We start from the raw sequence: 16,333 nt of genomic DNA, 5'->3' as shown, positions 1-16,333 counted from the left end.
CACAGTTCAGCAAAAACATGCCCTGCCAGTCGAGCCTTATTGATCCGACGAGTCCTGGATGAGGGTTGGACGGTCAAGGCTGCCGCCAATTCGATTGGCCTCAGTCCACGCCGAGCCTATGCGTGGTTGGCTCGATTCAAGGCCGAAGGTGCCGTGGGCCTCCAGGATCGCTCCAGTCAGCCCCATCGTCTGGCGCGAAGCCACGAGCTTGGGCTCGTCGTCGAGGCCGTAGGTCGAAGACGGCGTGGCCAGGCGGCAGTCCGGATCGCCTCGGAGTTGGGCGTTCCGCGTTCAACGGTGGGGTTCTGGCTGCGAAAGGCCGGGATCTCCCGCGTTTCAGATCTCCAGGGAAAGGAGCCACCCAACCGTTACGAGCACGATGCCCCAGGTGACTTGCTCCACCTGGACACGAAGAAACTGGCGAACTTCCACGAGGTGGGCCACCGCGCCACGGGCATCCGCCACCACAAGAATCGCAAGGCGGGTTACCAGGTGCTACACGTCTGCAGCGACGACCACTCCAGGGCCTGTTACATGGAGGTGCTGCCGGACGAGAAGAAGGGCACCACAGCTGCTTTCCTCCAGAGGGCGCTTTTGCACTTCCAGGCCCAGGGCATTACGGCCCGCAAGCTACTGACCGACAACGGGTCACCTTACCGGTCTAAGGAGTTCAAGGCCATGCGCGAGTCCTATGGCCTCAAGCACAGCCGGACTCGGCCTTACCGTCCGAGAACCAACGGCAAGGCCGAGCGTCTGATCCAGACCGNGAGGGCGCTTTTGCACTTCCAGGCCCAGGGCATTACGGCCCGCAAGCTACTGACCGACAACGGGTCACCTTACCGGTCTAAGGAGTTCAAGGCCATGCGCGAGTCCTATGGCCTCAAGCACAGCCGGACTCGGCCTTACCGTCCGAGAACCAACGGCAAGGCCGAGCGTCTGATCCAGACCGCCCTACGGGAGTGGGCCTACGGCCCTACCTGGCAGAGTTCAAATGAACGAAACCAAGCACTCAGCGCCTGGCTCCACTTCTACAATCACCATAGGCCTCATTCGGCCTTAGGCGGTCAGCCCCCAGTCACAAGGCTGAACAACCTCGTTGGCAACGACAACTAGAGCCTGCTCCCGCGCCCATTCAGGCGCGGAGATGGAGCCTCTGTCCCCCCTTTGACCCCCATGTGATGCCTGGGCAGAGCCCTGGCATCACATCTGTGATGACCGTCATCGATTCCCCGCCATCCCAAGGGTGATGTGCTACCTTCCCTCCCAACCAATCCCATCTCTCCACCGCACCCGTTCTCGGAGTCTTCCATGAGCGAAGTGGAAATCAGCATCACCCAGCAGAAGACCATCCAGGCGCTGCAGAAGGGCGAGGCGCCCATTCCCATGCGTGGCTGGCTGGCCAAGCAGGCGGCCATCAACTACGAAGTGGAGCGGGCCCTGGCCCAGGAGGATCCCGGAGCCTTCTGGGGGGAGAAGGCCAAGGGCCTGGACTGGGCCGAGCCTTGGCACAAGGTCTTCGAATTCCAGGCGCCCAACCACGCCTGGTTCCTGGGCGGCAAGCTCAACGCCACGGTGAACTGCATCGACCGCCACGTGCACAGCGACCGCCGCAACAAGGCGGCCCTGCTGTGGGTGGGCGAGGATGGCGAGGAGCGCGCCTACACCTACAACCGCCTCTACCGCGAGATGAACCGCTTCGCCAACACCCTCAAGCGCCTGGGCGTGAAGAAGGGTGACCGCGTGATCCTCTACATGCCGCTCACCCCCGAAGGCATCATCTCCATGCTGGCCTGCGCGCGCATCGGCGCCATCCACAGCGTGGTCTACGCGGGCATGGGCCAGGCGGCCCTGCGCACGCGCATCGAGGATGCCGGCGCCAAGGTGGTGGTCTGCTCCGATTTCACCTACCGCCGCGGGAAAGCCATCCCCCTGAAGCCCATCGTGGACGAGGCCGTGCGCGACCTGGCCTCGGTCGATCACGTGATCGTCCACCGGCGCGGTTCGCGGCCCGGCGACGCGCCCTTCACGTTCGCCAGCGAGCGTGAAAAGGACTTCTACGACATCCAGCAGGGCCGCGAGATCCACTGCGAGCCCGAGATGGTGGACGCCGAGCATCCGCTCTTCATCCTCTACACCAGCGGGACGACGGGCAAACCCAAGGGCGTCGTGCATGCCACGGGCGGCTACCTCGTGGGCGTGAACTACCTGAGCAAGGCCTTCTATCAGATCCAGGAGCGAGACATCTACTGGAGCACGTCGGACATCGGCTGGATCGTGGGCCACAGCTTCATCGTCTACGGTCCCCTCAGCATCGGCGCGACGGTGCTTTGCCGCGAAGGGGCGCCGGATTATCCGAGCCCCGACGTCACCTGGGAAATCTGTGAGCGCTTCGGCGTGAATGTCATGTTCACGGCACCGACCGCCGTGCGCATGTGGATGAGCCACGGCGCCGAGGCCCCCGGGAAGTTCGACCTGAGCAAGCTGCGGCTGATGGCCTGCGCGGGCGAGCCGCTCAACCCCGAGGCCCACCGCTGGGCCCAGAAGCACCTGGTGGGCCAGGGCAACGGCATGGTCGTGGACAACTGGTGGCAGACGGAAATCGCGGGCCCCGTCATCGGCACCCTGCCCACTTTCGAGGCGCGTCCGGGCAAGGCAGGCAAGGCCCTGCCGGGGGCCCAATTGGCCGTGGTGAACAAGGATGGATCTCCCGTGCCGGAGGGCCAGGGCGGCCTGCTGGTCATCAAGTTCCCGCTGCCCTACATGCTGCGCACCGTGTGGAACGACCACAAACGCTACGAAGACTACTGGCGGGAGATCCCCGGCTGCTACACGGTGGGCGACGTGGCGGTGATGGATGCCGACGGCTACATCGCCGTGCTGGGCCGCTCGGACGACGTGCTCAACGTGGCGGGCCACCGCATCGGCACCTCGGATGTGGAAGGCTCGCTCATCCGCCATCCGGCGGTCGCCGAAAGCGCCGTGGTGGGCCTGCCCGATCCCATCAAGGGCGAGCGCATCATGGCCTTCGTCGTGGTACGGGCGGGGGTTGCCACGGGTCCGGGCCTCATCGCCAGCCTCAAGGATCATGTGCGCGAGGATCTGGGCGGCATCGCCATGCCCAGCGAGATCCAGATCCGCGCCAGCCTCCCCAAGACCCGCTCGGGCAAGATCGTCCGTCGCGCCCTCAAGGCCGAAGCCCTGGGCCAGGATCCCGGCGATCTCAGCACCCTCGCGGATTGAGAGAAACCTGATCAAAAAACTGGAACCGCGAATGACGCGAATGAGCGCGAATGAAAAGCAAGGCTCTCCGCTGCCTTTCCTTTATTCGCGCGCCCGAAGGGCGATTCGCGTCATTCGCGGTTTCATGTTTTTAAGTTGGAATCAGAACATCCGCACGAGGTTGAACCCCAGGGCCCACTGGCCTGCGGGTCTGGGGCCGCCGGCGTAGTCGCCGCCCAGCACCTGGTGCGTGGTGGTGCCTGAGACGTTGGTGGCCAGGAGGGTGAAGCGGTGCCCCTTGGTCTGGAACCGGTAGCCGAGGGCGTAGCCCTGTTCGTAGGTGGCGGCGTCCAGGCGGGAAGGGCGGGGATAGACTTCCGCGAGGATGGATTGGCCCTCCGTGATGCGCCACCGGAAGCCCGCGCCGGCCGTGAAGAGGCCCTGATCCCGCGCGGTGGTGCGGGACAGCCAGGTGGGCACGAGGCTGAAGCTGAGGGGCCCCGCGAGGAGTTCCACGGGCAGTTGGAAGGCCGCGCCGCTGATCCCCACCGTGCCGAAGGCGTACGTGGTTCGCTGCACCGTTTCGTCGAATCGTTCGCCCCGCACCGCGAGGCGCAGGTGCGGGGCGTCCACCAGCTGCTCCTGGAGCGCCAGGATCAGGGTCTTGTCATCCGAGGTCCGGTAGACCTGGGCGTTGAGGCCCGGCACCGCGGCGATGCCGAGGTCGAGGCCGAAGCCCGGGTAGTTGCCGCCGTCCAGGCCGTAGAGATCCTTGGAGTGGTTGCGGGCCGCCTCGGTGAAGCGGTGCGTGAAGCGGATGGCGGGTTGCCAACCCTGCAGATGCTCCGCCGTGGGCAGGTTGAGGCCCAGGGGAAGCTCGGATTCCTGCCCCCGGAGCAGGGAGGCAGGGCTCAGGGCCAGCAGGACGGACAACCACCAGGAGGAGGGCTTGCGAAACGAGGGGACGCGCATGGGGCCGGATCAGCTCAGCCGGGTCGTGGCGGAGACGGGCTTGCTGGGATCGATCACCAGGGTGCCGCCCGGCGTGGATTCGCTCACCTCGTAATGCTGAAGCGTGGCGCCGACGGTGGCTGGCCCCACGGTCACGGTGCCGTTCAGGTTGTACTGGCTGCCGTGGCAGGGGCAGCCGAATCCACCCGAGGTGGGATCGATGTGCCCGCCCTGGTGCAGGCAGCTGGCGCTGATGGCGTAGATGCCGGTGCCGTCGCGAACGAGGTAGTAGCCCTGGGCGGCCCCGGCCTGCAGGGGGCAAGCCCCGTTCGTCGAGATGGTGTAGTCCCGCACGGTGCCGTCAGGCTGGCCCAGCAGCCCGGCCTTGGTCTCGGTGGTGCTGACGGGGCTGGGCGGCGGCGGGGGCGGAGGCGGCGGAGCCGAGGACGAATAGCCTCCGCCCCCGCCACCACCGCAGGCGCTGACCGCGGAAGCGGCCGCCACGGCGAGGGCGCAGGCGCAGAAGCTGCGACGGTCGAAGCCGCTGGAGGCTTCGGTCGGGGGGAGCGGTTCGGGCTGGGACATGGGGCCTCCGGTGGGTGAGCTTGCTGCCTGGATGGGCGCCTGGCAGGAGGGGCTGCAGAAGCCAACATGGACTCCGGCCCCCTCCGGTCCCAGATCCGGATTCGAGAAACCCACCCCTCCGGTCTGGCCTCCGGGCCGGAATCGCGCATCCTCATCTCAGTGCCCGGCTTTCGAGGAGTCCCTGTGCCGCCCTTCAATCACCTCCACCCCGCCATCGTGCACTTTCCCATCGCCCTGCTGATGGTGGCTCCGGCGATCTTCCTGCTGGGGGCCCTGTGGCCGGCTCAGCGGCGGGGGATCCACGCGGTGGCGCTGGGCCTGCTGCTGCTGGGCGTGCTGGGGGGCCTGGCGGCCCTGATCACGGGCGAGGCCGCACAGATCTTCGCCCGCCGCACCCCGGAGCTGAGGGCTGCCCTCGATCACCACGAGGATCTGGCCCAGGGCACCATGGGGATCTTTGGCGCCCTGGCGGCGACCTGGTGCCTTTATTTGGGCCTGATCCGGCTGCGGCGGCGGGAACTGCCGCCGGCCCTGGGCCGGAGCCTCTTCATCCTCTGGATGTTGCTCAGCGCCTGCGGCGTCGTCACCCTCATCCTCACGGGCCATGCCGGGGGCCGCATGGTCCATGAGCTGCACACCCACGGCGGCGAAGGTCCCTGATTCGGGCCTCGGCCGTTCCAGCCAGACGTGGCGGCCGGGCTTGGCCCGGACACCACGTGGGGGTGCACGAGGGGGGACGCAGAGGAGGCGTAGCACCCGGGCGGTCCCCCCTCGTTCCTGTCAATCTGGTGGGATGAAGCCGCGCCAGTACACCGTCCTCCTGCTTCTGGGCTTCGCCTCGGGGCTGCCGCTCTACCTCACGGGGTCGACGCTGAAGGCCTGGATGACCGACGCGAAGTGGAGCCTCGTCTCCATCGGCCTGCTGAGCTTCGCGACCCTGCCCTACAGCCTGAAGGTCTTCTGGGCGCCCTTCCTGGATCGCTACGCCCTGCCGAAGCTGGGACGCCGCCGGGGCTGGATGCTCCTCATGCAGGGGCTCCTGGTACTAGCCCTCGTGCTGCTGGCGCGCACGGACGCGAGCCTGAGCCTGATGCGCGTGATCTGGCTGGCCCTGGTCGTCGCCTTCGCCAGCGCCACCTTCGACATCGCCGTGGACGCCTGGCGGGCCGAGGCCCTCGATCAGAAGCACCTGGGCCTGGGCAACAGCCTGCACATCGCCGCCTACCGCGTGGCCATGCTGGTGAGCGGTGGCCTGGCGCTGATCCTCGCCCAGACCTTCGGATGGCGAACGACCTATCTCGTCATGGCCTTCCTGGCGCTGCTGGGCATGATCGGGACCTGGATGGCCATGAACACCGACGCGACGGCTCCGGCGCCGCGATCATTGCAGGAGGCCATCGCCGGGCCGTTGAAGGATCTCTTCCAGCGCAAGGGCATCGCCTACCTCCTGGCCTTCGCCGTGTTCTACAAGCTGGGGGACTGGCTGGCCGAAGCCATGACCATGCCCTTCCTGCTGCGGGGCATGGGCTTCACGAAGCTGCAGATCGGCACCGTGCAGAAGACCACCGCCATGGCGGCCATCATCCTGGGCGGCCTCATCGGGGGCTGGATGCTCCTGCGCATGAGCCTGCGCAAGGCCCTGTGGATCTGCGGCTTCGTGCAGGCCGGCAGCATCCTGGGCTTCTGGATGATCTCGCTGCTGGGCCGCCACCTGCCCCTGCTCGTGGCGGCGAACAGCCTGGAGAACCTGGCCTATGGCATGGGCGGCAGCGCCTTCGCGGCCCTGCTCATGGGCAGCTGCAACCGCTCGTACACGGGCACCCAGTACGCCCTCTTCAGCGCCCTGATGGCGCTGCCCCGCACGCTCTTCGGAGGCCTCACCGGCTTCATGGCCGAGACCTACGGATGGAAGCTCTACTTCCCCGTCTGCGCCGCCGCCGCCATCCCCGGCCTGCTGATGCTGCTGCTCTACGACCGGTGGGGACTGCCGGAGCCCGAGGCCTGATCGTACTCGGCAGAAAAAGATGTGAACCGCGAATGGCGCGAATTCACGCGAATGAAAGCCGAATGACTGCCTGCGCCGCGACTACGGCCCCGTTTCTTCTTTATTCGCGCCCATTGGCGTCATTCGCGGTTCTTCTTTTTTGAAAGCGAGCGGGCCCGTCTACTTCGCCATGGGCCGGCTGGCGCGGCGCCAGGCTCCCATGCCGCCCTTCATCACGTAGATCCAATGGAACCCGCGGGCGACCAGTTGGTCGTAGGCCTGGTGGGAGATCTGATCCGTTTCGTCCACGAGGATCATGGCCCGGCGGGCCTTGGGGTCGGGGGTGGGGAATCGTGCGGCGAGTTCCTCGAAGGGCACGTGGAGGCAGCCGCGGATGTGGCCCGTCTTGAAGGCCTCGGCGCTCCGCAGATCCACCACCAGGGCGCCCGAGCCCAGGAGCAGTTCGTCCACCTGCAACGGGTCCAGCACGGGCCTTCCCTTGGCGCGTTTCCAGGAGGCGAGGCGGGGCAGGGCCACGAGGAGGAGGATCACCAGGCAGAGCGCGGCGAAGAGGGCGCCTGGCAGGAAGGGGTAGGCCTTCATCCAGCCTTCCAGGGTGGTGGGCGTGTGGATCGCAGCGATCATGGATCCCCCGGGGCGGAAGCCCTGCGGGGATGATGCGCCCGCCTCAGAATCCGGGCAAGCCCAAGGAGGCCGCGAGGGCGCGGAAGGCCTCGGGAATGGGCGCCTCGGCGTCGATGCGCGCGCCCGTGAGCGGGTGGTCCACCGACAGCTTCCAAGCATGGAGGGCGGGGTGGGGCAGCAGCAGGGCCTGGCCGTCCACGTCCTTCCAGCGGCCGGGGCCGCCGTAGAGCGGATCGCCCATGAGCGGCGCGCGGAGGTGGGCGAGGTGCACGCGGATCTGGTGGGTGCGCCCCGTCAGCAGTTCGCATTCCACCAGGGCGGCGCTCGTCGTGCGGGCCAGCACGCGGATGCGCGTCTGGGCGGAGCGTCCGCCCTCGGCCACGACCATGCGCAGGCGGTCGCGCTTGTGCCGCGCGATGGGCTCGTCGATGAGCAGGCTGCCGAGCTGGGGGAGCTTGGGCGAATGGCGCACGAGGGCCAGGTAGCGCTTCTCCACGGTGCGGGCCTTGAACTGCTCCTGGATGGCGCGCTGGGCTTCGGCGGTCTTGGCGAGGCAGAGGCAGCCCGTCGTGTAGCGGTCGAGGCGGTGCACGAGGCCGGGCCATCCTGATGCGAGCTCTTCCGTGTCTTCGGAAATTTCGTCGCCATCCGCGTCGGCATTCGCTTCGGGGGCGACCTCCACGACCACCGGCGTCTTGAGCCGGTGCAGGAGGGCGTTGACGATGGTGCCGCCCGCGTGGCCCGGGCCCGGATGCACGACCATGCCCGCGGGCTTGTCCACGATCCACAGCTGCGTGTCCTCGAAGAGCGTGGGCAGGTCGATGGCCTCGGCCTCCAGGTGGGCCGCGGGCGCGGCGATGACCGGGAGTTCCGTTTCCACCAGGTCGCCGGGGCGCAGCCTCACGCCGCCCTTGGTCACGGCTTCCCCGTTCACCTTGATCTCGCCCGTGCGGACGTGGGCATCCCAGCGGGCGCGGGGGATCTCGGGAAAGCGGTCGGCCAGGAAGCGGTCCAATCGGGGGGCGCCGTCCTCGGCACGCAAGCTGATCATCGAGACTCCTTGAGGGGGGCCGTGGCTTCCTTGCGGCGGCTCCAGAACAGCCAGAGGCCGAGGCCCAGCATCATGAAGCCCAGGCCCGTGAGCCGGCCCGTGCTGAGCCAGGCCCAGTTGAGCCAGCCCGTGCCGCGGTCCACGTCGCCGCGCCAGGTTTCGGTGACGACGCGGCCCAGACCCTCCACCAGGAAGTAGAGGGCGAAGATCTGCCCCTGGAAGACCCGCTTGGGCCGGGCCAGGAGGAGGACCGCCATCACCGCGAGGTTGGCGAAGGTGTTGTAGAGCTGCACGGGATGGAGCGGGATGCCGAGGGGCGTGCCGCTGAAGGCGTGGGCGATGGGATCGGTGAAGGTGGTGGCCCAGGGCAGGTGGCTTTCGGTGCCGTAGCAGCAGCCCGCCGAGAAGCAGCCCAGGCGGCCGATGGCCTGGCCCAGGGCCACGCCGGGCACCAGGGCGTCGCCCGTGAGACGCAGCGGCAGTCCCTGGCCCTTGCGCAGCTTCCAGAAGAAGACGGCCGTGGCGGCGATGATGCCGCCGTGGATGGCGCCGCCGGCCCGCAGGGTGGCGAAGGAGAAGACCTCGCGCAGGGGCGCGCCGTTGATGAGATCCACGATGACCATCAGGAGCTTGGAGCCCACGATGGCCGAGATGAGCATGGCCACGGCCAGGTCCGTGATGCCGTGAGGGTTCAGGTCATCCAGCCTGGCCTGGCGCTTGGCGAGCCCCGTGCCGGCGAAGAAGGCGATGGCCAGCAGCAGCCCGTAGGTGCCCAGGGGGAAGGAGCCGATCTCGAAGAGGACAGGATGCATGCTGGAATCCGAACGGATGAGTGACACTAGAAGACTGAAGAGGAGGCCCCATGTCCAAGACCGTGACGACCCTGACCGCGCAGGAACTGGCCGAACGTCTGGGCGGCACCTTGGAGCATTGTCCCCCGGATCGCCCGATTTCCGAAGTGAAGCCCCTGGAAGAGGCGGGGGCCTCGTCCGTGTCCTTCCTGGCCAACCCCAAGTACGCGGCCAAGGCCAAGGAGAGCGCCGCGGGCCTGATCTTCGTCGACGCCACGGTGGACATGGGCGACCGCCCGCTGCTGCGGGTGAAGCATCCCTACTGGGCCTTCGCCCAGGCCATCGGCTGGCTGCATCCGGAACCGACGCCCGCCTGGGGCCACGAGTCCGTGCATCCCACCGCCAAGGTGGGAGAGGCCTGTCGCATCGCACCCGGTGCCACCGTGGGCGCGCGCACGGTGCTGGGGAAGGGCTGCGTGCTGCACCCGGGCGTCCACGTGGGGGACGACTGCGTGCTGGGCGAGGGCTGTGAGCTCTTCTCGGGCGTCGTACTCTATCGCCGCACCCGCTTCGGCAACCGCGTGACGGTCCACGCCAACTCCGTGGTGGGCAGCGACGGCTACGGCTACGTGCTCGTCGAGGGCCGCCACGCCAAGATCCCCCAGGTGGGCTGGGTGGAGGCGGGCGACGATGTGGAGATCGGCGCCTGCGTCTGCATCGACCGCGGCGTGCTGGGCCCCACGCGCATCGGCACGGGCACCAAGATCGACAACCAGGTTCAGGTGGCGCACAACGTGCAGGTCGGCAACCACTGTCTGTTGGTGGCCCAGTCGGGCATCAGCGGCTCCACCAGGCTCGGCGACTACGTCACGCTGGCGGGCAAGGTGGGCGTGGTGGGCCATATCGAGATCGGCAGCCGCAGCGTGGTGGGCGGCAACAGCGTCGTCGCCAAGAGCCTTCCCGAGGGCAGCTTCGTGACGGGCTTCCCTGCGCGCCCCCACCGCGAATGGACCGAAGCCCAGGCCGCCCTGAACCGTCTGCCGCGCCTCATGAAGCAGTTGCGGAAGGGGTGAACGAAGATCAATTGAAACCGCGAATGACGCGAATGGACGCGAATGGAAAAGCACGGGAATGATTTGCCATGTTTCATTCGCGCGCCCGAAGGGCGATTCGCGTGATTCGTGGTTTTCATTGTTCTTTCTGATCTCGACTTCGAGATTCGGCTTCACTCGCCCAGGCAGACCCTGACTTTCTGGACGAGGTCGCCAGGATTGTAGGGCTTCTGGAGGAAGGAGATCGGGCCGTAGCGGTGCAGGTTGCCGGCCACGTCGGAGCTGCTGTAGCCGCTGGACAGCAGGACGGGCACGGTGGCGCCGGGGCCCTTTCCGGCGCGCAGTTCGGCGAGCACTTCCTCGCCGCTCAGGATGGGCATGGTCAGGTCCAGCACCACCAGCCGGACGCGGGCGGCCTGGTCGTAGAAGGCCCGCAGCCCGTCCCGCCCGTTGTTGGCGGTCTGCACCGTGAAGCCATAGCGTTCCAGGGTGGCGGAGGCGACGCTGCGCACGGCCTCCTCGTCGTCCACCACGAGGATCAGCCCCTGGCCCTGGTAGGCCTGGTCCGGTGATTCCTCCCAGGTGTTGCGCACGCTGGTCTGGCTCGAGCGCGGGAAGAGCAGGCGGAAGGAGGTGCCCTCATTGGGCCGGCTCGTCACCTGGATGGCCCCGTGATGACCGCGCATGATGCCGAGCACGGCGGCCAGGCCCAGGCCGCGTCCCGTGAACTTGGTGGTGAAGAAGGGATCGAAGATCTTGTCGAGGGTGTCGGGCTCCATGCCCGCGCCCGTGTCCGTGACATCGAGGTAGACGGACAGGCCCTCGGGCGGCGTGCCCGCCAGGCAGGGCGTAAGGGGGCCCGTCTCCATGGTGCCGATGCTGATGCTGATCCGGCCCGTGCGGTCGCCCAGCGCGTCCGAGGCGTTGGTGATGAGGTTCATGATCACCTGGCGGATCTGGGTGGCGTCGCCTTCGATCAGGGGCAGGCCCGGCTCGAAGTGGTGCTCCAGGTGGGCCTTCTTGGAGATGACGGTCTCCAGCAGGCTCTCCATTTCATCGACGAGGCGCGACAGGGAGATGGGCTCGATCTGGAACTTGCCGCGGCCCGAATAGGCCAGCAACTGGTTGGTGAGGTCCGCCGCGCGGGTGGCAGCCACCTCGATCTGGTGCAGGCGGCGCCGGATGGGGTTGTCCGCGGGCAGCTCCATGAGGGCCAGCCCTGCGTGGCCCATGATGCCCATGAGCAGGTTGTTGAAGTCGTGCGCGATCCCCCCCGCCAGCACGCCCAGGCTCTCCAGTTTCTGGGACTGCTGCACCTTCGATTCCATGAGCTGGCGGTCGAGCTCGGCCTGCCGCCGTTCCGTGATGTCGCGGGCGTTGACGACGATGCCGTGCACGCCGGGGACGTCGAGGGCGTTGTGGGAGACCGCCTCGATGAGCCGCGGCGTGCCGTCCTTGTGGAGGACGCGGATCTCGAGGGTCAGCGAGGTGCCCGGTGCCTTGGCCAGTTCACCCATGATGGCGGCGTACTTGCCCCGGTCTTCGGGGTAGATCAGGTCCACCACGGGCGTGCCGATCTTTTCGCCCTCCTGGTACCCAAGGATGTGCACCGCGGCGGGGCTGCTGTAGATCACCCGGCCCGACAGGTCGAGGATCACCACCAGGTCGAGGGCGTGCTCGATGATGGCCCGCATGCGGGATTCGCTGGCCTTCAGCTCCTGCTCCATGCGGTGGCGGTAGAGGGCCATTTCGATGGTGGAATGGAGGGAGCGTTCGTCGAAGGGCTTGAGCAGGTAGCCGTAGGGCGCGCTGTCCTTGGCACGGGCCAGGGTGGTCTCGTCGGCGAAGGCCGTGAGGAAGACGACGGGCATGCCCAAGGCCTGCACCTGACGGGCGGCCTCGATGCCATCCATACCCGCGCCCAGGGAGATGTCCATGAGCACGAGCGTCGGCCTCAGCCTGGCCGCCTGGACGATGGCGTCTTCGCCCGTGGAGGCGAGGCCCGCGACGCCGTAACCCAGATCCTGCAGGTGCAGCTTGAGGTCCATGGCCACGATGGCCTCGTCCTCGACGATCAGGATCTGCGGTTGGCTCATGGCTGGCGGACGGGTGGAAAGCTCAGGTGGAAGGAGGCTCCGCGGCGGCGCTCCAGTTCAAGGGCGCCGCCCAGCTGATCGGTCAGGGCCTGTACCAACTGGAATCCCAGCCCGCCGCGATCCAGCTCCACCGATTCTGGCAGGCCACGGCCCGAATCGGTCACCCGCAGGGAGATCCAGCCCCTGGCATCCCGTTCGAGCTGGATGTCCAGGCTGCCGCCCTCGCCGGGTGGGAAGGCATGCTGGAGGGCATTGGCCACCAGCTCGTTCAGGATGAGGCCGAGGGGGACGGGCGCGTCGGGGCCGATGTCCACCGGAGCCACGTCGACGCGCAGGTCGATGAGGGCGGGCACGCTGGCGTAGGTGCGCACCAGGCGTTCGGCCAGGGTGCGCACGTAGCCCGGCAGGTCGAGCTGCGAGAAATCCGGCGCGTGCTTGAGCTTCTGATGGATCAGCGCGATGGCCTGCACACGCTCCTGGGCCTCCTGCAGGGCCCGCTGGAGGGCCGGGTCCTCCGAGGTGGAGGCTTGCAGCCGCAGCAGGCTGGAGACCACCTGCAGGTTGTTCTTCACGCGGTGGTGGATCTCGCGCAAGAGGAGGTCCTTCTCCTTGAGGGTGGTTCGGAGCGCGTTCTCCTCCGCGTTCTTGTGAGCGTGGATGTCGAAGAGGAAGCCCATCACCCGGGCGTTGACCCGACCCTTGCCCTGGGCGGATTCCACTCCGCCCGCGGCCCGCACCCAGCGCTCCTCCCCTTCGGCCGTGCGCAGCCGGAATTCGAACTGGTGCACGCCGCTGTTGCGGCTCACCTCGAGGAGGAAGCGGAGGAATCCGAGCTGGTCTTCGGGATGGACCACCTCGCCCCAGAAGGGCTTGCCCTGCCACACGTCCAGCCCGTAGCCGAGCAGCGGCTCCACGGCGCGGCCCAGGTAGAGGCAACGGCCCGTCTCCAGGTCCATCTCCCAGGGGATGGCGCCGGTGACGTCCATGAGCTGGTTCAGGCGCCGGCTCCGGCGGTCGCGGACCTGCAGGGCTAGCTTCTGGGAATCCAGGGCGGAGCCGAGGAACAGCGAGGTTCCGAAGAGGATGCAGAGGAAGGATTGGATCCCCAGCTGCGCCCCGGTCGGCAGGTTCGTCTGGAGGATGAACAGGCTCAGGGCCAGGCTCAGGATCGGGAAAGCGAGGCTGATCGCCCGCAAGCCGCCGCTCACGGCCACCCAGGCCATGGGGAGGAAAAGCAGGTATTTCAGGTGGAGGGTGCCCGGCTCGCTGAACCGCACCACCACGGCCGCGCCCAGCGACAGGGCGAGGGCCTGGATTAGGAAGGCCCTGGCCCTGATGGCCGTGACCCAGGAACGGGGCGGGATCCATCCCAGGCTGAGCAGGGGCCGGAGCCACAGGAGCAGGGCGGGCCCCAGTGTGAGGATGCCCAGGGAGCCGCTCAGGAGGAAGGCCCGGAGACCGCCTGCCAGGTGGAACCCCTGCTGGGCGCCGATGGCGCGAAGCAGGGCGTAGACGGGAAGCGACGCGAGCAGGGGCCCCAGGAGGGCGAGGCCGAGGAATCCCGCCACGTCGGAGGTGTGGCGGAGGCGCGGCGAGAGCCTCGCCCGGCGGAAGGCCAGGGCGGCCACCGCATACCCCGACGCGTAGAACACGGCGATGGCCATGAGGGGCAGGGGTCCCAGGCCCAAGGGACGGAGCACCAGGTCGACGGGCAGGGGCGCGAGGATCACCGCGGGCCATACCTTCGGCCCGTAGTACAGCAGCAGCGCGACGCTCAGGGCCGCCGGGCAGTACCAGAGGTAGACGGGTTCGGGCGAGTTCAGGCCGCGGGCGCTGAGCTGGAGCAGCGCGTAGGCCACCCAGTACCCGGCGAGCACCATCCAGAGGGCCGGTCGCCGCGGGTGCCGTCCACGCAGCACCAGGGGCGTTCCCTGCGAAGGCGACTGCTGAAGGGGAAAGTCGCTCATGGCCTACCCCAGGGCCTGGATGGGCTGGGCCCCGGCCAGGGCCCGCAGGTCCGGCGAGTCCGGGGGAAGGGCGAGAATCTGGAGGTCCACAGGCCGCCCGAGGGATGCCAGTTCCGCCTCCAGTTCGGGACGCAGGGCCGCGATCTCATCTGGATGTGCGAGCCAGAGGCGCGCGCGCAGTCCGGCGCTGCGCTGTTCCAGACCGAGACGGACCTCGCCGAGGGTGCTGAAGGGCACGCTGAGAAAGACGCGGTGGACGGCGTCGGCCTCCCGCCCCGAGGCCTCCCCCTCGCCCTCGATCCAGATCCGCATGGGCTCGGCGCCGGGAGCCCAGGGCAGGGGAACTTCGAACCAGGCGGTGCCCTCCTTGGCCTGAAGGCGGTGGAAGGCCGATTCCGCGGGGGAGGCCGTGGGGTCGGACAGCGTCTTCATGGCCTCCTTCATCCAGGTGGACCAGGTCTCGGGCTGTTCGGCCACGGTGGCACCGGCCCGCAGCAGGTTGCGGAGCAGGTCCGCGAGGGGCGTCTGTGCGGCGCCCGTCTGCAGGCGCGCCATGAGCGGCGCCGCTTCGCCCTGAGCCAGCGGGGCGAGCAGGGCCGGGCTGGGCGGAGGGGTGGCGCGGATCACCTGCAGGCGCACGCCTGCGCCCTCGGGCAGGGGAAGGGCCTTCAGGGCCAGCGTGCTGCCCGGCGGGAAGGGCAGGCTGCCCTGGGCCTGCAGCTGCTTGCCATCGGCGGTGCGAAGCAGCAGGCCCTCGGGCAGCACGGCCTCCAGCGTGGCCTCGATGACCTGGCCGGCCAACGCGTTGGACAAGGCGCTTGATAAGGCCGGGGCGGACAGGGCCGCGGAGACCGGAATCCTCAGGGATCCCAGGATCGCGGGGGTTTCCATCAGATGCGGAAGTGCCGGCGGAGGTGGCCCGGGATGTCCGTCAGGGGGGCGATGACATCCACGCAGCCCCGTTCCACGGCGGCGCGCGGCATGCCGTAGACGACACAGGTCTCTTCGGATTCGGCGATCGTGTGGGCGCCCTTGCGCTTCAGTTGCTCCATGCCCTTGGCGCCGTCGGCGCCCATGCCCGTGAGGATGGTGGCGAGCACCTGGCCCTTGAAGACTTCGGCCACGCTGAGGAAGAGTACGTCGACGCTGGGGCGGTGCAGGGAGGACACGGGCTCGGGGCTCAATTCGACGCAGCCCTTGGGTCCGCGGGCGCCGTAGGTCATGTGGATGCCGCCGGGGGCGATGTAGACCGTGCCGGCCTTGAGGGGCTCGCCCTGTTCGGCCTCCTTCACGTGCACCTGGCAGAGGCCGTTGAGGCGGTCGGCGAAGGGCTTGGTAAAGGTGCTCGGCATGTGCTGGACGATGAGGCAGGGCACCGGCAGGCTGGCCGGAAGGGTGGGCAGGATGTCCTGAAGGGCCTTGGGGCCGCCGGTGGAACTGCCCAGCACGAGCAGCTCGGCCTGGGGCGAGCCGGCCAGGCCCGTACCCGTCGGGGCCGCGGGCTTGGCCGGCGCAACCGGACGGGCGGGCGTGCTTGGCGTCGGGTGGGTGGTGGGGGCGGGCGCAGGCGTGGCAGAGGGCCGATGGAAGCGCGGGCTCGTGGCGAGGCGCCGCACCTTCTCCTGAAGATCCTGCTGGATCTGCAGGATGCTCAGGCTGGCGAAGCCGCTCTCCTTGGGGATGAAGTCGAGGGCGCCGAGGGAAAGCGCATCCAGCGTGGCCTGGGCGCCCTCCTGCGTGAGGCTCGAGACCATCAGCACCGGCATGGGATGGTCCGCCATGATCTTCTTCAGGCAGGTGAGCCCATCCATGCGCGGCATTTCGATATCGAGGGTGACGATGTCGGGCTTGTGCTCCTGGATCTTCTCGAGGGCGTCGATGCCGTCCCGCGCGGTGGCGATCACGCGCAGGTCGGGGGCGTCCTCCAGCATCTTCTGGAGGGACTTCCGCATGAAGGGGCTGTCGTCCACCACCAGGATTCGGATCGTCATG

General features: G+C 68.2%; 13 protein-coding genes and 2 pseudogenes. 6 read left to right on the top strand and 9 right to left on the bottom strand.

The window, feature by feature from the left end; genetic code table 11:
• From QSJ34_RS18585 to acs, 3 genes and pseudogenes are all read left to right on the top strand, one after another.
• A pseudogene (locus tag QSJ34_RS18585) lies at nt 1-717 on the top strand (leucine zipper domain-containing protein); the annotation flags it as partial.
• Nucleotides 718-801: 84 nt separating this feature from the next.
• A pseudogene (locus tag QSJ34_RS18580) lies at nt 802-1,113 on the top strand (integrase core domain-containing protein); the annotation flags it as partial.
• A 195-nt stretch (nt 1,114-1,308) separates the two neighbouring features.
• Nucleotides 1,309-3,240 (top strand): acetate--CoA ligase, encoded by a 1,932-nt coding sequence (gene acs, locus QSJ34_RS14110; protein WP_285576338.1) that lies wholly within the window; start codon nt 1,309-1,311, stop codon nt 3,238-3,240.
• Between the two features lie 141 nt (nt 3,241-3,381).
• Here the strand turns inward: acs and QSJ34_RS14105 are convergent, their stop codons facing one another.
• Together QSJ34_RS14105 and QSJ34_RS14100 are read right to left on the bottom strand one after the other, a co-directional pair.
• A complete protein-coding gene (locus QSJ34_RS14105) occupies nt 3,382-4,191 on the bottom strand; it encodes a DUF5777 family beta-barrel protein (RefSeq protein ID WP_285576336.1) in 810 nt (269 codons plus the stop codon).
• Nucleotides 4,192-4,200: 9 nt separating this feature from the next.
• Nucleotides 4,201-4,755, bottom strand: a complete 555-nt coding sequence (locus QSJ34_RS14100; protein ID WP_285576334.1) for a QcrA and Rieske domain-containing protein — start codon at nt 4,753-4,755, stop codon at nt 4,201-4,203.
• Between the two features lie 183 nt (nt 4,756-4,938).
• On the opposite strand from QSJ34_RS14100, the gene QSJ34_RS14095 reads away from it, so the two are divergent.
• Both QSJ34_RS14095 and QSJ34_RS14090 read left to right on the top strand, forming a co-directional pair.
• Nucleotides 4,939-5,415, top strand: a complete 477-nt coding sequence (locus QSJ34_RS14095) for a DUF2231 domain-containing protein (protein ID WP_285576332.1) — start codon at nt 4,939-4,941, stop codon at nt 5,413-5,415.
• Nucleotides 5,416-5,548: 133 nt separating this feature from the next.
• Nucleotides 5,549-6,760 carry an AmpG family muropeptide MFS transporter gene (locus QSJ34_RS14090; protein WP_285576331.1) on the top strand — a complete coding sequence of 404 codons (1,212 nt, stop codon included), beginning with the start codon at nt 5,549-5,551 and terminating at the stop codon, nt 6,758-6,760.
• 159 nt (nt 6,761-6,919) lie between these two features.
• On the opposite strand, the gene QSJ34_RS14085 is transcribed toward QSJ34_RS14090, so the two are convergent.
• From QSJ34_RS14085 to QSJ34_RS14075, 3 genes are read right to left on the bottom strand one after another with little or no spacing between them, the layout of a single operon-like run.
• Nucleotides 6,920-7,384: a rhodanese-like domain-containing protein gene (locus tag QSJ34_RS14085; protein ID WP_285576328.1), complete on the bottom strand. Its 465-nt coding sequence runs from the start codon at nt 7,382-7,384 to the stop codon at nt 6,920-6,922.
• Between the two features lie 43 nt (nt 7,385-7,427).
• Nucleotides 7,428-8,435 carry an RluA family pseudouridine synthase gene (locus QSJ34_RS14080; protein ID WP_285576326.1) on the bottom strand — a complete coding sequence of 336 codons (1,008 nt, stop codon included), beginning with the start codon at nt 8,433-8,435 and terminating at the stop codon, nt 7,428-7,430.
• Nucleotides 8,432-9,247 carry a prolipoprotein diacylglyceryl transferase gene (locus QSJ34_RS14075; RefSeq protein ID WP_285576324.1) on the bottom strand — a complete coding sequence of 272 codons (816 nt, stop codon included), beginning with the start codon at nt 9,245-9,247 and terminating at the stop codon, nt 8,432-8,434. Before QSJ34_RS14075 ends, QSJ34_RS14080 begins: the two co-directional genes overlap by 4 nt.
• A gap of 50 nt (nt 9,248-9,297) precedes the next feature.
• Between QSJ34_RS14075 and lpxD the strand changes: the two genes are divergently transcribed.
• Nucleotides 9,298-10,299 carry a UDP-3-O-(3-hydroxymyristoyl)glucosamine N-acyltransferase gene (gene lpxD, locus QSJ34_RS14070; RefSeq protein ID WP_285576322.1) on the top strand — a complete coding sequence of 334 codons (1,002 nt, stop codon included), beginning with the start codon at nt 9,298-9,300 and terminating at the stop codon, nt 10,297-10,299.
• 152 nt (nt 10,300-10,451) lie between these two features.
• Here the strand turns inward: lpxD and QSJ34_RS14065 are convergent, their stop codons facing one another.
• From QSJ34_RS14065 to QSJ34_RS14050, 4 genes are read right to left on the bottom strand one after another with little or no spacing between them, the layout of a single operon-like run.
• A complete protein-coding gene (locus QSJ34_RS14065; RefSeq protein ID WP_285576320.1) occupies nt 10,452-12,374 on the bottom strand; it encodes an ATP-binding response regulator in 1,923 nt (640 codons plus the stop codon).
• The gene (locus QSJ34_RS14060; RefSeq protein ID WP_285576319.1) at nt 12,371-14,341 is read right to left on the bottom strand and encodes a sensor histidine kinase; all 1,971 of its coding nucleotides are present in this window, start codon (nt 14,339-14,341) and stop codon (nt 12,371-12,373) included. The genes QSJ34_RS14065 and QSJ34_RS14060 overlap by 4 nt, the downstream gene beginning before the upstream one ends.
• Before the next feature lie 3 nt (nt 14,342-14,344).
• Nucleotides 14,345-15,232, bottom strand: a complete 888-nt coding sequence (locus QSJ34_RS14055; protein ID WP_285576316.1) for a hypothetical protein — start codon at nt 15,230-15,232, stop codon at nt 14,345-14,347.
• Nucleotides 15,232-16,332, bottom strand: a complete 1,101-nt coding sequence (locus QSJ34_RS14050) for a protein-glutamate methylesterase/protein-glutamine glutaminase (RefSeq protein ID WP_285576314.1) — start codon at nt 16,330-16,332, stop codon at nt 15,232-15,234. Before QSJ34_RS14050 ends, QSJ34_RS14055 begins: the two co-directional genes overlap by 1 nt.
• Nucleotide 16,333: the final 1 nt, after the last annotated feature.

The sequence above is a fragment of the Geothrix limicola genome, from assembly GCF_030268085.1.
In the GTDB taxonomy this organism is placed as follows: domain Bacteria; phylum Acidobacteriota; class Holophagae; order Holophagales; family Holophagaceae; genus Geothrix; species Geothrix limicola.
The sequence above is the reverse complement of the archived record's forward strand: the minus strand, read 5'-3'. Positions and strand labels throughout refer to the sequence as shown.